Annotated in this window: 23 protein-coding genes; 17 read left to right on the forward strand and 6 right to left on the reverse strand. The window is 65.9% G+C overall.

What is annotated here, in order from left to right; genetic code table 11:
* Positions 1-27: 27 nt before the first annotated feature.
* Positions 28-1,323, reverse strand: a complete 1,296-nt coding sequence (locus tag PVW46_RS04945) for an O-acetylhomoserine aminocarboxypropyltransferase/cysteine synthase family protein (protein ID WP_069209947.1) — start codon at positions 1,321-1,323, stop codon at positions 28-30.
* 250 nt (positions 1,324-1,573) lie between these two features.
* Between PVW46_RS04945 and PVW46_RS04950 the strand changes: the two genes are divergently transcribed.
* Positions 1,574-3,196 (forward strand): thiamine pyrophosphate-binding protein, encoded by a 1,623-nt coding sequence (locus PVW46_RS04950; RefSeq protein ID WP_069210088.1) that lies wholly within the window; start codon positions 1,574-1,576, stop codon positions 3,194-3,196.
* Positions 3,197-3,274: 78 nt separating this feature from the next.
* A complete protein-coding gene (locus PVW46_RS04955) occupies positions 3,275-4,192 on the forward strand; it encodes a haloalkane dehalogenase (RefSeq protein WP_069209946.1) in 918 nt (305 codons plus the stop codon).
* A gap of 4 nt (positions 4,193-4,196) precedes the next feature.
* Here the strand turns inward: PVW46_RS04955 and PVW46_RS04960 are convergent, their stop codons facing one another.
* On the reverse strand, positions 4,197-5,357 hold the full coding sequence (locus PVW46_RS04960; RefSeq protein ID WP_069209945.1) for a WD40/YVTN/BNR-like repeat-containing protein: 1,161 nt from the start codon (positions 5,355-5,357) through the stop codon (positions 4,197-4,199).
* 67 nt (positions 5,358-5,424) lie between these two features.
* Positions 5,425-6,426, reverse strand: a complete 1,002-nt coding sequence (locus PVW46_RS04965) for a GT-B fold glycosyltransferase domain-containing protein (protein ID WP_069209944.1) — start codon at positions 6,424-6,426, stop codon at positions 5,425-5,427.
* Between the two features lie 98 nt (positions 6,427-6,524).
* Between PVW46_RS04965 and PVW46_RS04970 the strand changes: the two genes are divergently transcribed.
* Positions 6,525-7,112, forward strand: coding sequence for a hypothetical protein (locus PVW46_RS04970; protein ID WP_139022635.1), 588 nt, complete (start codon positions 6,525-6,527; stop codon positions 7,110-7,112).
* 295 nt (positions 7,113-7,407) lie between these two features.
* On the opposite strand, the gene PVW46_RS04975 is transcribed toward PVW46_RS04970, so the two are convergent.
* On the reverse strand, positions 7,408-8,100 hold the full coding sequence (locus PVW46_RS04975) for a metal-dependent hydrolase (RefSeq protein ID WP_043144225.1): 693 nt from the start codon (positions 8,098-8,100) through the stop codon (positions 7,408-7,410).
* 116 nt (positions 8,101-8,216) lie between these two features.
* Here PVW46_RS04975 and PVW46_RS04980 point away from each other — a divergent pair, with 116 nt between their 5' ends.
* From PVW46_RS04980 to PVW46_RS05000, 5 genes are all read left to right on the forward strand, one after another.
* Positions 8,217-8,867, forward strand: a complete 651-nt coding sequence (locus tag PVW46_RS04980; protein ID WP_274575012.1) for a ceramidase domain-containing protein — start codon at positions 8,217-8,219, stop codon at positions 8,865-8,867.
* A 34-nt stretch (positions 8,868-8,901) separates the two neighbouring features.
* Positions 8,902-9,189, forward strand: a complete 288-nt coding sequence (gatC, locus tag PVW46_RS04985) for an Asp-tRNA(Asn)/Glu-tRNA(Gln) amidotransferase subunit GatC (RefSeq protein WP_043144230.1) — start codon at positions 8,902-8,904, stop codon at positions 9,187-9,189.
* A complete protein-coding gene (gene gatA, locus PVW46_RS04990) occupies positions 9,189-10,676 on the forward strand; it encodes an Asp-tRNA(Asn)/Glu-tRNA(Gln) amidotransferase subunit GatA (RefSeq protein ID WP_043144233.1) in 1,488 nt (495 codons plus the stop codon). The genes gatC and gatA overlap by 1 nt, the downstream gene beginning before the upstream one ends.
* A gap of 32 nt (positions 10,677-10,708) precedes the next feature.
* The gene (locus PVW46_RS04995; RefSeq protein ID WP_069209942.1) at positions 10,709-11,413 is read left to right on the forward strand and encodes a hypothetical protein; all 705 of its coding nucleotides are present in this window, start codon (positions 10,709-10,711) and stop codon (positions 11,411-11,413) included.
* Positions 11,414-11,490: 77 nt separating this feature from the next.
* Entirely contained in the window at positions 11,491-12,105 is a 615-nt protein-coding gene (locus PVW46_RS05000; RefSeq protein ID WP_069209941.1) for an N-acetylmuramoyl-L-alanine amidase, read from the forward strand.
* 292 nt (positions 12,106-12,397) lie between these two features.
* On the opposite strand, the gene PVW46_RS05005 is transcribed toward PVW46_RS05000, so the two are convergent.
* Positions 12,398-13,798, reverse strand: a complete 1,401-nt coding sequence (locus PVW46_RS05005; protein WP_043144237.1) for a helix-turn-helix domain-containing protein — start codon at positions 13,796-13,798, stop codon at positions 12,398-12,400.
* A gap of 43 nt (positions 13,799-13,841) precedes the next feature.
* On the reverse strand, positions 13,842-15,068 hold the full coding sequence (locus tag PVW46_RS05010) for a multidrug effflux MFS transporter (protein WP_043144238.1): 1,227 nt from the start codon (positions 15,066-15,068) through the stop codon (positions 13,842-13,844).
* Positions 15,069-15,246: 178 nt separating this feature from the next.
* Here PVW46_RS05010 and PVW46_RS05015 point away from each other — a divergent pair, with 178 nt between their 5' ends.
* From PVW46_RS05015 to PVW46_RS05055, 9 genes are all read left to right on the forward strand, one after another.
* Positions 15,247-16,779, forward strand: a complete 1,533-nt coding sequence (locus tag PVW46_RS05015; protein ID WP_069209940.1) for an acyl-CoA carboxylase subunit beta — start codon at positions 15,247-15,249, stop codon at positions 16,777-16,779.
* Between the two features lie 18 nt (positions 16,780-16,797).
* Complete coding sequence (locus tag PVW46_RS05020; RefSeq protein WP_133066427.1) at positions 16,798-17,256, forward strand: hypothetical protein; 459 nt, start codon at positions 16,798-16,800, stop codon at positions 17,254-17,256.
* Positions 17,253-17,597 (forward strand): hypothetical protein, encoded by a 345-nt coding sequence (locus PVW46_RS05025; RefSeq protein WP_274575017.1) that lies wholly within the window; start codon positions 17,253-17,255, stop codon positions 17,595-17,597. The genes PVW46_RS05020 and PVW46_RS05025 overlap by 4 nt, the downstream gene beginning before the upstream one ends.
* A complete protein-coding gene (locus PVW46_RS05030) occupies positions 17,594-18,088 on the forward strand; it encodes a DUF6497 family protein (RefSeq protein ID WP_088670430.1) in 495 nt (164 codons plus the stop codon). Before PVW46_RS05025 ends, PVW46_RS05030 begins: the two co-directional genes overlap by 4 nt.
* A 214-nt stretch (positions 18,089-18,302) precedes the next feature.
* Positions 18,303-18,446, forward strand: a complete 144-nt coding sequence (locus PVW46_RS05035; RefSeq protein ID WP_162846276.1) for a hypothetical protein — start codon at positions 18,303-18,305, stop codon at positions 18,444-18,446.
* Between the two features lie 150 nt (positions 18,447-18,596).
* Entirely contained in the window at positions 18,597-18,959 is a 363-nt protein-coding gene (locus PVW46_RS05040) for a hypothetical protein (RefSeq protein ID WP_069209938.1), read from the forward strand.
* Between the two features lie 358 nt (positions 18,960-19,317).
* Positions 19,318-19,512 carry a hypothetical protein gene (locus PVW46_RS05045; protein ID WP_043144243.1) on the forward strand — a complete coding sequence of 65 codons (195 nt, stop codon included), beginning with the start codon at positions 19,318-19,320 and terminating at the stop codon, positions 19,510-19,512.
* Between the two features lie 138 nt (positions 19,513-19,650).
* Positions 19,651-19,863, forward strand: coding sequence for a hypothetical protein (locus PVW46_RS05050; protein WP_043144244.1), 213 nt, complete (start codon positions 19,651-19,653; stop codon positions 19,861-19,863).
* Between the two features lie 126 nt (positions 19,864-19,989).
* A partial coding sequence (locus tag PVW46_RS05055; RefSeq protein ID WP_274575024.1) for an acetyl-CoA carboxylase biotin carboxylase subunit occupies positions 19,990-20,882 on the forward strand: 893 nt, incomplete at its 3' end.

The following is a 20,882-nucleotide window of genomic DNA, read 5'->3' on the forward strand; positions in this document are numbered from 1 at the left end:
GGCCTCTGTCATCCATGTCGATCCGGTTCAGCCAGAGGCCTTGTTCAGCGCCTGGTCGAGGTCGGCGATCAGGTCGTCCGCGTCCTCGATCCCGATCGAGATCCGAACCACGTTCGGAGCCGCGCCCGCCGCGATCTGCTGTTCCTCGGTCAGCTGGCGGTGCGTGGTCGAGGCCGAGTGAATCACCAGGCTGCGGGTATCGCCCAGGTTCGCGACATGAGAGAAGATCTCCAGCGAGTCCACGAACTTGACGCAGGCATCATAACCGCCCTTGAGCGCAACGGTGAACAGGCCGCCCGCGCCCTTGGGACAGATCCGGCTGGCCCGCTCCTTGTAGGGGGAGGAGTCGAGCCCGGCATAGGTCACGCCTTCGACGGCCGCGTGGCCTTCCAGCCAGGCGGCGATCTTCTCGGCGTTCTCGACGTGACGCGCCATGCGCAGGCTCAGCGTCTCGATCCCCATCAGCGTGTAATGCGCCGCCTGCGGGTTCAGCGTCATGCCAAGGTCACGCAGGCCCACGGCGATCCCGTGGAAGGTGAAGGCCAGCGGACCGAATGTCTCGTGGAACTTCAACCCGTGGTAGGCGGGTTCGGGCGCCGAGAGCGAGGGGAACTTGTCGCTGGCCGACCAGTCGAAGTTGCCGGAATCCACGACGACGCCGCCGGTCACGGTGCCGTTGCCGGTCAGGTACTTGGTCATCGAGTGCACCACCAGCGTCGCGCCGTGTTCGATCGGGCGGCACAGGTAGGGCGTGGCAGAGGTATTGTCGACGATCAAGGGCAGGCCCGCCTTGTCGGCGATCTTGGCCAGCGCGTCGATGTCGGTGATATAGCCCCCGGGGTTGGCGACGCTTTCGCAGAAGACGGCGCGAGTGTCGTCGTCAATCGCGGCCTCGACGGCGGCGAGGTCATCGGTATCGACGAATTTCGCAGACCAGCCAAAGCGCTTGATGGTCTGGCTGAACTGGGTGATCGAGCCACCGTAAAGGCGCGTCGACACCACCACGTTGCGCCCGGGCGCCATCAGCGGGAACAGCGCCATGATCTGCGCCGCGTGTCCCGAGGAACAGCAGACCGCGCCCACGCCGCCTTCCAGCACCGCGACGCGTTCCTGCAGCGCGGCGACGGTCGGGTTGGTCAGGCGCGAATAGATATAGCCCACTTCCTGCAGGTTGAAGAGCGCGGCGGCATGTTCGGCATCGCGGAACACGTAGGCCGTCGTCTGGTAGATCGGCACCTGCCGCGCGCCGGTGGCCGGGTCGGGCCGGGCACCGGCGTGGATCTGCAACGTGTCAAAGCCGAAGCTGGGCGCGTCCTGGGTCATTCAGTGGTCTCCCTTTCATGTGTTGCGCACAGGAGTAAGCGATTGCCGGCCCGGGGGCCAGATTCTTCGCGGCCCCGGTCGCGGTCTGCGGGGCTTTGACGTTGGTAAGGTTGGGCGTGCGGGGTTTGCGCATGAAATTTTGTAAATGGCGGAAGATTCCGCGAAATCGGTGCCTCTGGCGCCGGATTCGCGTGAAACCCGCATCCGGTCTCCGGTATTCCCTTCGGGACAGACACAGGAGACCCGCGCGATGACCGATTTGATGCACGTACACCAGTCCATTGCCCGCGCCGTGGGCGATCACGGCATCACCACGATGTTTGGCCTGATGGGCGACGCCAATCTCTTCATGGTCGACAGTTTCGTGCGCGACTGTGGCGGGCGCTTTGTTCCGGCGGCGCATGAAGGCAGCTCGGTCCTGATGGCGCTGTCCTTTGCCCATGTCTCGGGGCAGGTGGGCGTGGCCACCGTCACGCATGGCCCCGCGCTGACCAACTGCACCACCGCCCTGACAGAGGGCGTGCGCGGCCATATCCCGATGGTGCTGCTGGCAGGCGATACCCCGGTCTCGAACCCGCGCCACCTGCAGGGCATCGACCAGCGCGAACTGGTCAAATCCACCGGCGCCGGTTTCGTGCAGCTGCGCGCGCCCGAGACCACAGGCGCCGACGTGGCCCGGGCCTTTTACCGCGCACAGGTGGAACGGCGCCCCATCGTGCTGAACATGCCGGCGGATTTCATGTGGCAGGAGGTGGCACATGACTGCCGCCCTCTCAGCGTCTTTACAAACCCCGGCGGCGTGGCCGAGGGCGATACGCTGGACCAGGCCATCGGCATGATCGCCTCTGCCCGCCGTCCGATCATCCTGGCCGGGGGCGGTGCCGTGGGCGCGCGGGATAGGCTGATCAAGCTCGCCGACCGGCTGGAGGCGCCGCTGGCGACCACGCTCAAGGCCAAGGGGCTGTTCAACGATCACCCCTACAACATGGACATCTTCGGCACGCTCTCGACGCCCGCCGCCTATGACCTGATCGCCAAATCCGACTGCATCGTCTGTTTCGGCACCGGCCTGCATGATTTCACGTCCGATCGTGGCAAGCTGATGAAGGACAAGCGCATCGTGCAGGTGGACATCGAGGCCACCGCCATCGGCGGCAGCATCCACCCCGATGCCGCCCTTGTCGCCGACGCGGGCCTGACCGCCGAAACCATCCACTACTGGCTGGACGAGGCCGAGATCCCCGGCAGCGGCTTCACGAAAGAACTGGACGGCGAGACGCTGACCGCGCATCCGCTGGGCACTGACAAGACGGCGCCGGGCTGCGTCAACTACGTCCACGCGCTTGACCGGCTGGAACAGGCTCTGCCCAAGGACCGCGTGCTGGTCACCGACGGCGGCCGCTTCATGACAGAGGTCTGGTGCCGGATTTCCGCGCCCGATCCGCGCAGCTTCGTGGTGACGGCGAATTTCGGCTCCATCGGTCTGGGACTGCAAGAGGCCATCGGCGCGGGGCTGGCGGCGCCAGAGCGGCCCGTCGTGATGTTCACCGGCGACGGCGGCTTCATGATGGGCGGCATCAACGAGTTCAACACCGCCGTGCGGCTGGGGCTGGACCTGATCGTCATCCTTGCCAATGACAGCGCCTATGGCGCCGAGCACATCCAGTTCCTCGACCGCAAGATGGACCCCAGCCTGACAGAGTTCGACTGGCCGTCCTTTGCCGAGGTCGCCACCGCGCTGGGCGGGCAGGGGATCGAGGTGCGCTCTGCCGATGACCTTGAACTGGCTCTGTCGGCGCTCGACACGCGGACCAGGCCGGTGTTGATCGACCTGCGGCTGGATCCGAACGACGTGCCGCGCATGCGGATCTAAGGGCAGCGCGCCCAGGTCGACGTTGACAGGACAGACCCACCCGGGGTCTGCTCTTGCCACGCTTGGGGGAGATCAGCCATGCCGAGACCTGACGCAATACGCACTCCGGATGCCTGTTTCGCCGATCTGCCGGATTTTCCGTGGCAGCCGCGGTATCGCGACGATCTTGCCGGCTACGAGGGCCTGCGCATGGCGCGCATCGACGAAGGTCCGGAAGACGCGGATCGGGTCTTTCTCTGCCTGCACGGTCAGCCGGCCTGGAGCTTTCTCTACCGCCACATGATCCCGGTTTTCCTGGACACGGGTGCGCGCGTCGTCGCGCCCGATCTTTACGGGTTCGGACGCTCCGACAAGCCGGTCGACGACGGCACCTATACCTTCAACTTTCACCGGCAAAGCCTGGTCGCGCTGATCGAGGCGCTGGACTTGAGGCGGATCACGCTTGTCGTGCAGGACTGGGGCGGGATTCTCGGGCTGACGATCCCGCCCGACATGGCGGATCGGTTCGACCGGCTGCTGGTCATGGACACCGTGCTTGGCCTGGGCGGCGGCAGCACGGATGGTTTCGACGCATGGCGGCGGATGCATGGCGAGCATCCGGATTACGACATGGCCGCGCTGTTCATGGAATACGTTCCGGGGATGAGCGACAAGGTGGCCGCCGCCTATGCCGCGCCATTTCCCGACGCCCGCTACCGCGCCGGCGCCCGCCGCTTTCCCTTCCTCGTCATGACCGATCCCGACATGGAAGGGGTGGAAATCTCACGCCGAGCCGCTCGCTGGTGGTCGTCGGAATTCCGGGGCGACAGCTTCATGGCCGTGGGCGAAGAGGACAAGCTGATCCCGCCCTGGCTGATGAAACGGATGCACGAGATCCTCGGGATCACGCGGCCACCGCTGAAGCTCTCGGAGGCTGGTCATTTCGTGCAGGAAACCCACGGCGCAGACGTCGCGCGCGCGGCGCTTGCAGCCTGGGCAGAAGACCCGGAAGGTTGACAGGTCAGGCCGTCGTCACCGTCTCCACGCAAAGCACGGTGGGCAGGTGGCGGGCGATTTCCGACCAGCTGTCCCCCTCGTCGAAGGAGGCAAAGACAGAGCCAGAGTTGGTGCCGAAGTAGACCCCCGGCGCCTCGGCCCGGTCGGTGGCCATTGCCTGCCGCAGCACCGTGAAAAAGCAGTTCTCGGCTGGCAGACCTTCGCGGCAGGCCTCCCAGCTGTCGCCGCCGTCGCGGGACCGCCAGACCGCGGCCTTGCCCTCGGGCGGAAAGCGTCCGGCCATGTCGCCGTTCAGCGGCAGCGTCCACAAAGTGCGCGGCTGAACGGGATGCACCGCGATCGGAAAGCCGAAGGTCGAAGGCAGGCCTGCCGTGATGTCATCCCAGCTGCGCCCGCCATCCGACGACCGCCAGACGCCGTGATGGTTCTGCTGGTACAAGAGGTCCGGATCGCCCGGCGCGCGGACCATGTTGTGCACGCAATGCCCGGTCTCACCGTCCTTTGGGCCTGCCGGGTGATGCACATGCCCGCAGGCCTCGGCGTTGGACAGGCGGTTGCGCCGCTCCCAGCTGCCACCCGCATCCTCGGTCGCAAAGACCCCGGCGGCGGAGATCCCCAGCCACATCTTGTCCGCGTCCGCGGGGCTGGCAACGATCGTGTGCAGTGTCAGCCCCACCGCGCCGGGCTGCCAGCTGTCGGCAGAGGGGTGATCCGTCAGGCTCTCGACCGCGGCCCAGCTTGCGCCCGCGTCCTCGCTGACGAACAGCGTCGCGGGCTTGGCCCCGGCATAGAGCTTGCCGCCCACCTGGCCCAGCGACCAGATCGCCTCGACCCGGCCGGTGAACTCCGCCGGGGGCTTGGGTTCGGTGCCGAAAAAGGCGGCAGTTTCCGGGTCGTTGCGGATCCATTCGTCGACGGTTCCGTCGGCCAGCTTGACCAGTTCCCAGCTGTCGCCGCCATCGACAGAGCGCCAGACCCCGGCCCCCGACCATTCGCCGCCACCCCCGGCCCAGAGCGTACCGGTTTCGGGATCGCCGATGGCATGGTTGATTCCCCAGCCATCGCAAAGCGGCCCCTTGACCGACCAGTCCGTTCGCGCCGCATCCGATTGCAGCAGGAACAAGCCCTTGCTGGTGCCCACCAGCACCGTGATCGCCTGTGACATGAGACACCCTCCTGAACGCGAGGGCAGGGTAACATGACACGCGCATGGGGCGAGCGGAAATCCGCGCTCAGCGCATCCAGAAGCCTTCGCGCTTGATGCGGTTGCGGATCGCCTGTTCCTTGCGCGGCAGGTTCTCGCGGTCGAACAGCGCGCGCACCTTCTGGCCGCGCCCCTGGTAGATCATCCGCTTGAACGGCTCATGGCCCTTGAGCACCTTCTTGATGCGGTTCGGGGCGGCGACCTCTTCCAGCACGTCGACCACCTTGTCGCCCTCGCGGGCATAGAGCAGGGGCAGCAGACGGTAATGGCAAGTCACTTCCCCGTCCAGAAGCCCGGCGGGCAGCGTGTCGCGACCGCCGCCCAGCCCGTGAATCACAAGCGGCAGCACCACCTGGTCCAGCCAGGGGTCGAGGCTCTGGCAGGCCAGTTCCGGCGGCGGGTCATCCCGTACCGACAGCGCGTAGTCGCGGAACCGCTGCCCGAAGACGCGGGGGCAACGGTAAAAGAAGAACCCGGCGTTGAAGTAGAGATAGCGCTGCCAGTATTCGTCCGGTTGCGTGAGGTCCAGACTGCTGGCGAAGTCCAGCCCGAAGCGGTCGTAAAGCGATGTCCAGATCTGGGTGTAGCCCGGACCGTACAGCTCGATCTGCGGCCAGGTGCCCTCGCGCCGCAACGAGGCCGTGGGGCGGTCGAAATCGAAAGGCACGCGGTCGAGCCGGTCAAGCACCAGCGTGTCGGTGTCGAAAAAGACGAATGGCTCGCCCTCGGGTAGGACCTCCAGCGCCTCGATCTTGTTGCCATAGGGGTAGGCGGCGCCGAAATGCCGGCTCTCGAAGGAGCGCATCTGGGCGCCCAACTCCTCCAGCAGGGAGCGGATCTCCGGCTGGCGAATGCCGGGATCCTCGGGCCAGAGCGGGCCGGGGGCCGGTTCCGCGACGACCAGGCGAAAGCCCGTGCCGCCCCGGGCCTTGAACGAGGCGGCAAAGAGCACGGCCTCATAGGAGAGCCGCCCGGCCTGGGCGACGATGAGAATATTTACGGTTTGAGCCGCCGCGCCCTCGCGTGTCATGATGAACCTGCCCGCTGCCTGTTGCGCGCCACTATAGGCAGGGCGGACGGGCGCCGGAAGCCGCAAGGCCCCGGGGAATTTTTTGAAGGAAATACCTGATGTTCGATCTTGTTCTTCTCGTCATTGCCGTGGCCAGCGGGGGGGCGGGGGACGCGGCCCGCCTGGAAACCGCAGAGGCCCCGCCCGCCGCCGCCGTCGCCGAGGCGCCGGTGGCACCCCGGGCGGAAACCGACGAGGCGCGGCCCTTTTCCTCGGAAGCGCCCCCGCCCAGTGCCGAGGCGGACCCGGCACCGCCGCGCGAGCTGCCCTATGTCGCCGAACAGCAGGTGCCCTCGGGCAAGTTCACCACCGCCGTCGAGGTCAAGCCGATCCTGAATGCCACCCGGTCGAACTGGATCGCGGTGCGCGAGTTCAACGGGCAGGACCTGGTCTATGTCACGCACCTGTGGTCCTGGCGTTGCGGTCTGGTGGCCATTCACATCGGCATCAACGGGGCACAACCCGAGCCCTGGCCACTGCCCGCCTGCAACGAGGACAGCCCCGCACCCAACGCCATGCCGGCGGACGAGCTGCCCTACAGGGCGTTTGCGCTTAACTCGGTCGAGGAGATGACGGTGGAGCTGATCTACGACGACCTGAGCATCGACCGGGCGACCTTCAACCGGACAGGCGCCTTGATCCCCTGAGGCGCGTGCGGGTCGGGGACGGGACTCGCGGTCCCTTGCGGGCCCGCATCGCCCGCCCGCCGACCCGTGCCCGGCAACCCGAATCTGACGCGCTTGCGCGCGTTTCAACGCTTCGAGGCTCACCAGGGAACAAACCTGTTCCCCGGTTCCCCCTGTCGCCGAAGATGCCTGCGCCAGCCGTCAGAGCGATGCAAGGGCAAGCCGCGCTGCGCGCGGGCCTGCGACCCCTTGCATCCCTCCGCCGTCTGTCGCGGTCCGGCATCAGCGACAGGCGGCTCCGGGGAACAGGTTCGGCTCAGACGGTGATCGGCTGCAGCACCTGCGGTTCGATGACATCCACGCCGGGCAGGCCCTCTGCCAGCACCTGTGCCGATTGTTCCAGCGCCGGGAAGGTGCGGTAGTGACCGGGGATCACCGTCTTGAAGTCGAAGTATTTCCTTGCAGCCCAGGCCGCCTGTTCCATGTCCATCGTGTAGTAGCCGCCTGCCGAGAGGATGCCGATGTCCGGCTGGAAATACTCGCCGATCCAGGCCATGTCGGCCATGATGCAGGTGTCGCCGGAGAAATAGATCGTGTGGCCGTCGCCCCGGATGACGAGGCCGGTTTCCATGCCGGTGTAGGTGGTCTTGCCCTCGACCTGCATCGAGGAACTGTGGGAGGCGGGAACCAGTGTCACCGAGGCCTCGCCGAAACGGACAGTGCCGCCCTTGTTGAAGGCATGGCCTTCCTTGGCGCCCTGGCCTGTCAGCAGGGCAGCGAGCTCGAAGATGGCCGAGACCGGCGCGCCGGTCTTCTGGCTGATCTCGACGATGTCGTTGGTGTGATCGAAATGCCCGTGGGTGACGAGAATCTGCGTCGCGCCAGCCAGCGCGGCCTCCGTGTCCTGGCCTTCCATCATCGGGTTGCCGTTGATCCAGGGGTCGATCAGCAGCACCTCGCCGCCGATCTCGATGCGGAAACTGCCGTGGCCGAGCCAGATGATTTGCATGGTGGACTCCCGTTGTTGTTCTGTCCCGAGCCTAGCATTTTGGCGCGGCGAGACCAGATCCCACCGGGGGCGCCCGCGGCACGTAACGAGTGAGTATTTTCGGAGAGAAAAAACACATGGACTGGACACGGGCGGTGGACGGGTATTGCGAGCGGCTGGGGCCGGAGTTCTGGGCCGAGCCGGTGAATGCGGTGACCAATGCCGCCTTTGTCCTGGCGGCGCTGGTGATGTGGCGGCGGACATTCGGGCTGGGCCGGGTGCTGTGCGCGATCCTTGCGACGATCGGGATTGGCTCGTTCTTGTTCCACACCTTTGCGCAGCCCTGGGCGGGACTGGCGGATGTTCTGCCGATCCTGGTCTACGTGCTTGTCTATATCTACGGCGCCAACCGCGATTTCTGGGGGCTAGGGCGCTGGGCTTCGCTGGCCCTGACGGCGCTGTTCATTCCCTATGCGGCCGTCACCGCGCCGCTATTCGGCATGATCCCCGGCCTGGGAGGGACGGCCAGCTATGCGCCGGTGCCTCTCTTGATCGCGATCTATGCCATCCTCCTGCGCAACCGGGTGCCCGGGACGGCGCGGGGACTGGCGATCGGGGTGGCGATCCTGCTGGCCTCGATGCTGGCGCGCACCCTTGATGAACCTTTGTGCAACGTGATCCCGCTGGGCACGCATTTCCTGTGGCATGTGCTGAATGCGGTGATGCTGGGCTGGATGATCGAGGTCTGGACGCGGCATGTGCTTGCGGCGCGCGGGGCGGGGCGGTAAAGCCTGCGCTGAATTCACAGTCAAAGAGGCCCCCATGTCGATCGACATCGAGACCGCGGCACGCGTGGCGCACCTGGCCCGCATCAAGGTGGAAGAAGACGAGCTTCCGGCGCTGGCCAATGCCTTCAACGACATCCTCGGCTTTATCGAGCAGCTGAACGAGGTCGACGTCGAGGGCGTGGAGCCGATGGTATCGGTCACGCCGATGCGGCTGAAGCGCCGCAAGGACGGGGTGACGGATGGCGGCATGGCCGACAAGGTCCTCTCGAACGCGCCCGATGCGCGCGAAGGCTTTTTTGCGGTTCCGAAGGTGGTTGAGTGATGACCGAACTGACCAAGCTGAAGATCGCCGAGGCGCGCGATGCGCTGCGCAAGGGCGACGTGACCTCTGCCGAACTGACCGAAGCCTGCCTGACGGCCATCGAGGGCGCCGGCGCGCTGAACGCCTTTGTCCACAAGACGCCCGAGATCGCGCGTGAGCAGGCTGCTGCCGCCGATGCGCGGATCAAGGCGGGCGAGGCGCCCGCGCTTTGCGGCATTCCCCTTGGGATCAAGGACCTGTTCTGCACCAAGGGCGTGGCGTCGCAGGCCGCCTCGAACATCCTTGGCGGCTTCAAGCCCGAGTATGAAAGCACCGTGACCAGCCAGCTTTTCGATGCGGGCGCGGTCATGCTGGGCAAGCTGAACATGGATGAGTTCGCCATGGGCTCGTCCAACGAGACCTCGTGTTACGGCAACGCGGTGAACCCCTGGCGGCGCGGCAATGACGATGCCCAGCTGACGCCGGGCGGCTCCTCGGGCGGCTCTGCCTCGGCGGTGGCAGCGGACCTCTGTCTTGGCGCGACCGGCACCGACACCGGCGGGTCGATCCGCCAGCCCGCGGCCTTTACCGGCATCACCGGCATCAAGCCGACCTACGGGCGCTGTTCGCGCTGGGGGATCGTGGCCTTTGCCTCGTCCCTGGACCAGGCCGGGCCGATGGCCAAGGACGTGCGTGACTGTGCCATCATGCTGCAGGCCATGTGCGGGCATGACCCCAAGGACTCGACCAGCGCCGACCTCGCCGTGCCGGATTTCGAATCCCTGCTGACCGGCGACATCAAGGGCAAGACCATCGGCATTCCCCGCGAATACCGCATGGACGGCATGCCCGAGGAGATCGACGCGCTCTGGGCTGAGGGCCGCAAGATGCTGGAGGACGCGGGGGCAAAGATCGTCGACATCAGCCTGCCGCACACGAAATACGCGCTGCCGGCCTATTACGTCATCGCGCCGGCAGAGGCCTCCTCGAACCTCGCACGATATGACGGGGTGCGCTATGGACACCGCGCCAAGCTGAGCCAGGGCGACGGCATCGTCGAGATGTACGAGAAAACCCGCGCCGAAGGATTCGGCGACGAGGTCAAGCGCCGCGTCATGGTCGGCACCTACGTCCTGTCGGCGGGTTTCTACGACGCCTATTACAACCGCGCGCGCAAGGTGCGGACGCTGATCAAGAAGGACTTCGAGGATGTCTTTGCCCAAGGCGTGGATGCGATCCTGACGCCCGCGACTCCCTCCGCCGCCTTTGGCCTGGGCGAGATGACCGAGGCCGATCCGGTCGCCATGTATCTCAACGACGTCTTCACCGTAACGGTCAACCTGGCCGGTCTGCCGGGCATCGCGGTGCCCGCCGGGCTGAGCAAGCAGGGGCTGCCGCTGGGCCTGCAACTGATTGGCCGCCCCTGGGAAGAAGGCGACCTGCTGAATACCGCTTATGCGCTCGAACAGGCTGCGGGATTTGTGGCAAAACCGTCGAAATGGTGGTAAGGCCTGCGGCCAAAGCACAGGCAGGACAGACGATGCGGAACTATCTACTGGTTGTGGCGGCCCTGGCCGTGGCGGCTTGCGAACCCAGTGTTCCCGACAGCGGTGCCGGGGTGGCTGACCCGGGCACCGGCGTTGGTTTTGGCAACTATGACGACTATGCCGCCCGCCGCGAGGCGCAGCTGAATGGCGACGCCGGGCCTATTCCCGTGGCGCCGGACGTCCAGTCCAGCCCCATCGACGGGGACGAGGCCCGCGCAGCGGCAGCGGCCCGCCAGGCCAACTCCGGTGTGGCCCCGGTCGAGGCGGACCCGTCGAACCCGCCGCCGCAAATCGTGTCGAACGCGCGCGGCATCTCGGGTGAGAACGACTTCAGCGCCGTCTCGCGCACCCGCGACATCGACGCCGACGCCCGCCTGATCGAACGCAACCGCGCGCAGTACACCGTGGTCCAGCCCGAGGCCCTGCCCAAGCGTCCCGGCACCGACGCTCCGAACATCGTCGAATATGCCCTGCGCACGACCAACCCGGTCGGAACGGCGCTCTACAAACGGTCGAGCTTTAACGCGCAGGCACGGTATCAGCGGGCCTGTTCGACATATTCCTCGGCCGATCTGGCGCAGGAGGATTTCCTGCGGATGGGCGGACCGGAAAAGGACCGCAAGGGCATGGATCCGGACGGCGATGGCTTTGCCTGCACCTGGACCCCGGCGCCGTTCCGGGCCGTGCGCGGCGGCTGACCCGCGCGGTGACGCCCGCCCCCGAATGGTATCCATCGCCGAATTTCGGTGACCGGCGCGGTGTCTCCGCGCCGGATATGGTGGTTCTGCATTACACCGCCATGACCTCCGCCGAAGCGGCGCGCGACTGGCTGTGCAATCCCGAGAGCGAAGTCTCCTGTCACTACGTCATCGCCGAAGACGGGCGCTGCTGGCAGCTGGTCCGCGAAGAGGACCGGGCCTGGCACGCCGGACGCGGCTGCTGGGGGGGCGTGGCGGACGTGAACTCGCATTCCATTGGGATCGAACTTGCGAATACCGGGTTTCATCCCTTCCCCGAGCCGCAGATGGCGGTCCTGGAGGACCTGCTGCGCGGAATCTGTTCCCGCTGGGCGGTGCCGCCGGAGCGTGTCGTCGGCCATTCGGACACTGCGCTTGGCCGCAAGATCGACCCCGGCAGCCGGTTCGATTGGCGACGGCTGGCACTGGGGGGGCTGGCCGTCTGGCCGGTGGCGGGCGCAGAGGAACTGGACGAGGCACGGTTCTGGCAGGACTGCCGGAGCTTCGGCTACGAGGTGACCCCGGAAACGCGGGAGGAGGTACTCGCTGCGGTGCGGCTGCGCTTTCGCCCCTGGGCGAAGGGGCCGCTCGACGGCACGGATTTCGCGATCATGGCGGATCTGGCGCGACGGTTTCCCTGTCGGGAGGTCTGAGCCGGTTGCTGAATTGAGCGCTTCCGCGCGCGTTTGGGCGCGTGACGCCTTTGTGTGATCGGTCGCTGGTGGCGCGGTGGTCCGGAACTTCGCAATTCACCAGAACGAAGATCTTCGTCCCTGATCCATCCCTCATCCCGCTTTGTGCCTGACAGCTCCGCGCACCCGCGCCAAGCAAAATAGCGGTCTCCCCGCAAGCGGGGCCCCTCCGCGATTTGGCTTGTCCCGGTCGCCCGGTGCCGTCTTTCGGCACGCGGGACGAGGGATGGCTCCGGAACGAAGATCGGCGCGGTTAGTCCAGACGGTAGGGCAGCACGTCGCGGTGGTTGGGCGTGGTGGTCAGGCGTTTTTCCAGCGGCGGGACAGAGCGTTGGTGGCAGTGGGTGCGCTCGCAGATGCGGCAGCTGATCCCGATGGGCTCGAAGGCGCTGGGACGGGTGAAATCCATGTCGTCCGCATAGACGAGGGCAGCGGCGTGGCGCACCTCGCAGCCGATGGAAATGGCGTAGCGGCGAACCGGGGCGCCGAAGTGGCCACCGGTTTTCGAGACATCCACCGCGAGGCTGATGTAGCGCACGCCGTCCGGGGTTTCCGCCAGCTGCCGCAGGAAACGGCCGGGCGTTTCGAAGGCGCGGTGCACGTTCCAGAGCGGGCAGGCGCCGCCGAAGCGGGCGAATTGCAGCCGGGTGGCGGAATGGCGTTTCGTGATCGTGCCGGCCTGATCGACCCGGACAAAGAAGAAGGGCACGCCCTTGGCGCCGGGCCGTTGCAGCGTCGACAACCGGTGCGCGACCTGCTCGATCGAGGCGCCGAAACGCGCGGCCAGCAGTTCCAGGTCGTGCCGGGTTTCCTGCGCCGCCGAGAGGAAGGCCTTGTAGGGCATCATCGCGGCCCCGGCGAAATAGTTGGCAAGCCCGAGCTTGGCGATCGCGCGGGCCTCGTCGCTCTGGAAGCGGGCGAGATCCAGCGTCGCTTCCAGCAGCTGGTTCTGGCGCAGAAGTGCCACCTGGACCAGGAGCTGGAAGGTCTGGGTTTCCACTGGCAGCAGCGAGGAAAGGACCAGTTCCTGGCGGTCTTCGTCGAAGGCACGCATCGGGGCGCCCTGCGATTGCCGCACCGTGATGCCGCGCGATTCCAGCCGCTCGATGGCGGCGGCGCGCATGTCCGTCTCGCTGCCGTGCAGCTTGGCGAAATGTTCCGCGGCGCGGTCCACGGCGTCGATGTAGTTGTCGCAGTAGTGGAAGAAGTCGCGCACCTCTTCCCACGGACTTGGCTGAAGTTGCGCCCCCTCGCGCCCCAGCGCCTCGTCCAGCGAGGCGAGGCGTTCATGGGTCTGCCTGTAGGCCCGGTGCAGCGCCAGGAAGGCCCGCGCGAGCACCGGCGCGTTGGAGGCGGTCAGGCGCAGGTCGGCCAGCTGCGGGCTGTGTTCGCCGAAGATCGGATCGGCCAGGGCCTCTCGCATGTCGGTGACCAGCCGCTCGGCATCGCCCTGGCCCAGCTCCGTCACGTCAAAGCCGAACTCTTGCGCCAGGGCCAGTACGACGGTGGTGCTGACCGGCCGGTTGTTGTTCTCCATCTGATTCAGATAGGGCAGGGAGATGCCGAGCTTGGCGGCAAAATCCTTTTGCGTCAGGTTCAGGCGGGTGCGGATGTCGCGCAGCTTGGCGCCGGCATAGAGTTTCTGGGTGGCCATCTTTGCATCTTTGCGAACGAGTCGGGCAAAGATGCAAACTTTGTCAGGCCGCGTCCAGCCCCCCGACGCGACGTGCCCTGCGGATCACCAGCATCGCCGCCACGACAGAGGCCGCGCCAGAGCCGAACATGATCCAGAGCAGCGGCCAGACGCCCGCATCCTCTGTCAGAAGGACACCGGCCAGCTGCGACAGGGCCGCGCCGCCACCCAGCATGATGGCGCCGGAAAGGCCAGAGGCGGTGCCCGCGAGATGCGGGCGGACAGACAGGGCGCCGGCGGTGGCATTGGGGATCGTCAGCCCGTTGCCCAATCCGACCAGCGTCATGAAGCCGAAGAAGGTAAAGGCGTTGCCCATGTCGATGGCAAAGAGCATCAGCGACAGGCCGACGCCGCCGGCCACGATCAGCCCGCCCCAGAGCACCATCGTGTTCACCCCGAACCGGGCCGAGAAGCGCCCGGACAGGCCGTTGCCCAGGGCATAGCCGATCGCCGGCGCGCCGAAGAGCAGGCCCAGCAGGCTGGCCGAGAGGCCAAAGACCTCGATCCCCACGAAGGAAGCGCCGCCGACATAGGAGAAGAAGGCGCCCGAGGAAAAGGCGCAGGCCAGGGCATAGCCCCAGAAGCGGGGGCTGCGGAACAGCTCGGGGTATTCGCGGAACTGCTGTGCCAGGCTCAGCCCGCTGCTGGCCTTGGTCTCACCCAGGTCGTTGTGGCAAAGCCACAGGAGCAGCACGCCCATCACCAGCATCAGCCAGAAGTTGGACTGCCATCCGAACGATTCGGCCAGCAGGCCGCCCAGCACCGGCGCAAGCATCGGCACCAGGGACATGCCCATCGTCACGTAGCCGATCATCGAGGCGGCCTCATCCGGCGGGTAGAGATCGCGCACGACCGCGCGGCTGAGGACCATCGTCACCACGATGGTGGTCTGCAGCATGCGGAAGATCAGGAATACCGTGATGTTCGTTGCCAGCAGGCAGCCGATGGTGGCCAGGATGAACAGCGCGATGCCGCCCATGATCACCGGGCGGCGGCCCAGCTTGTCCGAGATCGGCCCGATAAAGAGTTGCAACACCGCGTTCCCGGCCAGATATCCGGTCACAGAGGCCTGCATCAGGGCGTAATCCACCGCGTACCAGTCTGCCATGATCTGCAGCGCGGGCACGAAGATGTTCATGGCAAGCGCGGACATGCCGGCCATCAGGACAAGTGTTGCGATATGTGGCGGGGTGCTTCGGTCGAGAAAGCGCGCCGGAGAATTCGGGCTCATGCGGAATGGGGTAGGGCGCACCGTGGGAAATGTCCATACATTACATGCTGTCGACATGTAATTTCCATATTTGCATTATGCGGCGGTCGTTATTTTCCGGATTTGCAAATTTGCGAGGAAATCCTTGAGGCGCCGGGATTCCCCTGTATTTTCGCGCCAAAGCGAAAGGGGCCGCCAGATGAAAGACATTATCCAGGAACTGCACGACCGCCGTGAGAACGCCCGCCTGGGCGGGGGGCAGAAACGTATCGACGCTCAGCACGCCAAGGGTAAGCTGACCGCGCGCGAGCGGATCGAGCTTTTGGTCGATGAGGGCAGCTTCGAGGAATACGACACCTTCGTCGCCCATCGCTGTACCGATTTCGGCATGGAAAAGAACCGCCCCTACGGTGATGGGGTCGTGACGGGCGTCGGCACGATCAACGGCCGCATGGTCTATGTCTTCAGCCAGGATTTCACCGTTCTGGGTGGGTCGGTCTCTGCCACCCATGCGCAGAAGATCTGCAAGATCATGGATATGGCGGTGCAGAACGGCGCGCCGGTGATCGGCCTGAACGATTCGGGCGGCGCCCGCATCCAGGAAGGTGTCGACAGCCTTGCCGGCTATGCCGAGATCTTCCAGCGCAACATCGAGGCCTCGGGCGTCATTCCGCAGATCAGCGTCATCATGGGCCCCTGCGCCGGTGGCGCCGTCTATTCGCCCGCGATGACCGACTTCATCTTCATGGTGAGGGACACCTCTTACATGTTCGTGACGGGCCCCGACGTGGTCAAGACCGTGACCAACGAGGTCGTCACCGCCGAGGAACTGGGCGGCGCAAGCACCCATACCAAGAAATCCTCTGTCGCCGACGGCGCCTTTGAAAACGATGTCGAGGCTCTGGCAGAGGTCCGCCGCCTGGTCGACTTCCTGCCCAAGTCGAACCGCGAAAAGCCGCCGGTCCGTCCGTTCTTCGATGACGTCGACCGGATCGAGCCCAGCCTCGACACGCTGATCCCCGACAACCCGAATATGCCCTACGACATGAAGGAACTGATCCTGAAGGTCGCGGACGAAGGCGATTTCTACGAGATCCAGGCCGATCACGCGGGCAATATCATCACCGGGTTCATCCGCCTTGAGGGGCAGACCGTCGGCGTGGTGGCGAACCAGCCGATGGTGCTGGCGGGTGTTCTGGACATCGACAGCTCGAAGAAGGCGGCGCGGTTCGTGCGCTTCTGCGACTGTTTCGAGATCCCGATCCTGACGCTGGTGGACGTGCCCGGCTTCCTGCCCGGCACCTCCCAGGAATACAACGGCGTCATCAAGCACGGCGCCAAGCTGCTCTTTGCCTATGGCGAGGCGACGGTGCCGATGGTCACCGTCATCACCCGCAAGGCCTATGGCGGCGCCTATGACGTGATGGCATCGAAACACCTGCGCGCCGACGTCAACTATGCCTGGCCCACGGCGCAGATCGCCGTCATGGGCGCCAAGGGCGCGGCCGAGATCATCTTCCGTGCCGACCTGGGTGATGCGGAAAAGATCGCCGGGCACGCGGCGGAATATGAAGACCGTTTTGCGAACCCCTTCATCGCGGCCGAACGCGGCTTTGTGGATGAGGTGATCCAGCCGCGCTCGACCCGGCGGCGCGTGGCGCGGGCCTTTGCCATGCTGCGCGACAAGAAACGCGAGATGCCCTGGAAGAAGCACAACAATATCCCGCTTTGAGTGCCGGAGGGCCTGCGCATGATCCCCGGTCCGGAACGGGCGCCCCAGGTCGCGCTTGCCTTCGTCAAGACGGCGCGCGACGTCTACGGGCGTGACATGGATTTCAGCCTCGACAGCCTCGGCCTCGTCGAGGAAATCCTGGACGACCTCGCCCAGGGCGAGGGCGGCGGGTCGGGGTTTCGGCTGCTGCTGCAGGCGGCCTCCTGCTATGTCGGCGAGGTCATCATCCGCGCCGGGGCTGGGAGCTGGGTGGCAGGCGCGCGGGGCGAGCCGCTTATCCTGCGCGAAGGCGGGTTGAGCGCGGTGCCCTACAACAAGGTGATGAAGCGCCTGGAGGGCGGGCCCGAAGAGGCCCTGCGCCCCTATGCGCTGATCTTCATCGAGCGGGCGGAACAGGAACGGGCGCAGGCCGCAGCGCTGGCGGCGGCGCAATCCCGCGGTCTGATGGCCCGGTTGCGGAAATGGGTGAGGGCATGAAACGCGACGCATGGCATATCCGGAGCGACCCGGAACAATACGTCCTGGCCCGGAACTGGCCGCCACGGTTCGATGTCTCGGCGGTCAGCGACTTTCCGCCGGTGCGCCCCTCTCGGCTGGCGCGCCACATCCGGCAGGACCTCTGGCGCGCGCTTCAGGGGTTGCGCGGTTTTTCACCGGTGATACAGATTGACGCGGCGGAAGGCGGTTTGACCGTGCGCGCCGGCGGTCGCCTTCAGGGGCGGGCGCCGCAAGGCACGGAAAGCCGCATCCGCGATCTGCTCGACAGCCCGGCGCACCGCGCCCGCTGGCTGCGCTGGGCAGGGGAGGGCCGCTCATGAACCGGTCCAGAGTTTACGCCCCGGGTGTGCCCGGGGCTTTGGCGGCCCCGGTGGGAGGAGCCGCGAGCATCGCTCGCAGGTACCGGGGCTGCCGCCTGTTCTTCGCACCCATCCTGGCCTTGGCGGTCCTTTGCGGGCCGCTGCGCGCACAGGAAGAAGCTGCGCCGGTCCTGAAGGACATCCTGCCGACCTCGGGGCTGGAATTCACGTATCATGACGTCATCGCCGAACCGCCGCTCTGGCGGGTTCGCTACGTCGTGCCCGCACTGGACACCGCCGAACTGCCTTTCGAGGAAGTGGCGGGCGATATCGAGCTCTTGTGCACGCAGGACGCGTTGCGCCGTGTGACCGACGCGGGCGGCGAACCGGCCACCATTGTCATCACGCTGATGTCCGAACCGGTCGATTTCGGGATCATGACCCCCGATGTAACGCAGTTTTTCGAGAGTTTCTTTGTCCAAAGCGACCTCTGCATTTGGGAGGCTTTCTGATGGTCCCACAATATCTTGCGATACGACTCTCATGTGGACAAGTTTATGAGGCTTCTGAGTCACAACCCGATTCGTTGCCCAAGGGTGCGTATCTTTTTCCCCGACAGTCGGGTAGGTTCGTGACTGATTGCACCCAAGCAATCGAAACCTCTGAACGGGGACAGGCAGGGCGCTCGCGCGCTGAATGTTTCGTTGCACTAGACAGGAGTAGAAGATGTCCAAGAGCATCAAACTGCTTGCCATGTTTGCTGTCATCGCCGGCGTTTCCGCCTGCGCACAGCAGGAAGAAGAAGAGTACATCGTGGTCGATCCCGAGCCCATCTCGGTCGAGCCGGTCTACACGGGCAAGTACAAGTAAGAACCTATCGGGGCGGGCGCGCGCGTCCGTCCCGCCTTTCCGCCAGTTCGGGGCAGCAGGCGGAGGATTGACGAGCAATGCCATCGTTGCGCGCCGTCCCGGCGCGCGATCACCTGCTGTGCCGTCTCTCCCTGTCGGGGAGGCGGGCACATGCTGAAGCACCGCGGGTTCCCGGGCCGTCTGACCGGCACCGACTTCCAGTTCACGATCCGCCGCGCCAATCCCAAGGGCGTCACGCCGATCACCCGCCGCGAGCGTTACCGCGACCGCCGGCCCGCCGACCGTCGTGCAGACACCGCCTTCATGGCCGCGCTCTGGCAGCATTTCGGGGACGAACCCTTTGAACGGGGCAACCTCGACGCGGGCCGCCTGTCCTGGCTCTTTGGCCGCGAGGTCCTGCCCTACGACGACCCTTTCGACCCGGAGAGCTACGACGCGCTCCTGGTCATCGACGAGAGCGCCGCACGGGCGGCCTTTCCCGAGGCCTTCGAACCGTCGGAGGACTGGGAATGAGCTTGGGCGCTTTCTTGCCAGTTCGCCGCCAGATTGCGCGGGCGATTGCCGATGGAAATTTTGCACGGATTGCGGGCTTTGCAGATCGCGGCGTTTCTGCAAGCGTGATCACGGGTCGCGGCGAAGGTCCTATTTCGTCCCTGTGTCTCCGCGGTACCCAACCCCCTAGGGGGCGGTCAGGTCAGTCCCCGGCCCGGCCGCCCCATTTCCGTTTTTCCCCGGTGAAACACGCTCTGAGTCAATGGCTTGGCGGATATTCGCGCTCTGCGGGTGACGTTGGGACAAGAGACTGGATTTTCCCCCTTGCATGGTGTTCCCTGCATCCCGAGCAGTCGCAGAACGATGAGGAGAGCCTCACATGCACGGACGGGACACCAACACGCACCGCACATCCCTTGCGCTGGTCGCACTGGTCGCGCTTGCGGCCTGCGGCGACAACCTGGGCGAGCAGAGCGAGGACGCCGTGGCGCTCGACGTCAACGTGCTCTCCGGCTCGCGGGTCGGGGTCGCGAACAACATCAACTATTGCAGCCGCTACCCTTCGCGCTGCTGACCCTGCCTTTCGGCGGCTCTTCGCCGGCCTTGCGCCGGTTCTTGCCGCCCCGGGCCATCCGCACTGGAACCAACTTTCCCGCGCCGCGTTGTCGGGTAATGATCCCGACGCACTGACATGGGAGAAGGAGTGGTCCTCATGCGTATACTCACGATTTCCGCGGCACTTGTCGCAACCCTCGGCCTGGCTGCCTGTGAAGGCACAGACATCGAACGCGGCGTCATCGGTGCTGGCATCGGTGCCGCTGGCGCCGCAGCCACGGGCCGCAACGTGGCGGCCGGTGCCGCCATCGGCGGCGCGGCCGGTGTCGTCTGCGACGACGTCACGCCAGAGGTTTGCCGCAACCGCTGATCCGACCTGCGCGCGCCGGCCCGGCGCCGCCACAGATCCGTTTCAACGCCGTCCGGGGTTTTTGCCCCGGGCGGCGTTTGCATGTTCAGACGCAGCCCCCCAGCGGGCCAAGAAGAAGGGACAGACATGTTCGACAAGATCCTGATCGCGAACCGGGGCGAGATCGCCTGCCGGGTCATCAAGACCGCCCGCAAGATGGGCATCAAGACGGTGGCGGTCTACTCGGACGCCGACAAGAACGCGCTGCATGTGGAAATGGCCGACGAGGCCGTCCACATCGGTCCGCCGCAGGCGAACCAGTCCTATATCGTGATCGACAAGATCATGGGCGCCATCAAGCAGTCCGGCGCGCAGGCGGTGCACCCGGGCTATGGCTTCCTGTCCGAGAACCCGAAATTCGCCGAGGCGCTCGAGGCCGCCGGCGTCGCCTTCATCGGACCGCCCAAGGGCGCGATCGAGGCGATGGGGGACAAGATTACCTCCAAGAAGATCGCCCAGGAGGCGAAGGTCAACACCGTCCCCGGCTACATGGGCCTGATCGAGGACGCCGAGGAGGCGGTGAAGATCTCGAACCAGATCGGCTACCCGGTCATGATCAAGGCCAGCGCCGGCGGCGGCGGCAAGGGCATGCGCATCGCCTGGAACGACGAGGAGGCGCGCGAGGGCTTCCAGTCGTCCAAGAACGAGGCCGCCAGCAGCTTTGGCGATGACCGGATCTTCATCGAGAAATTCGTGACGCAACCGCGCCACATCGAGATTCAGGTTCTCTGCGACACCCACGGCAACGGCATCTACCTGAACGAACGCGAATGTTCGATCCAGCGCCGCAACCAGAAGGTCGTCGAAGAGGCGCCCAGCCCCTTCCTCGACCCCGAAACCCGCAAGGCGATGGGCGAACAGTCGGTCGCCCTGGCCAAGGCGGTGGGCTATGCCAGCGCCGGCACGGTGGAATTCATCGTCGACGGCGACAAGAACTTCTACTTTCTGGAAATGAACACCCGCCTGCAGGTGGAACACCC

Origin of the sequence: Mameliella sp. AT18 (assembly GCF_028807275.1) — a bacterium.
In the GTDB taxonomy this organism is placed as follows: Bacteria; Pseudomonadota; Alphaproteobacteria; order Rhodobacterales; family Rhodobacteraceae; genus Antarctobacter; species Antarctobacter albus.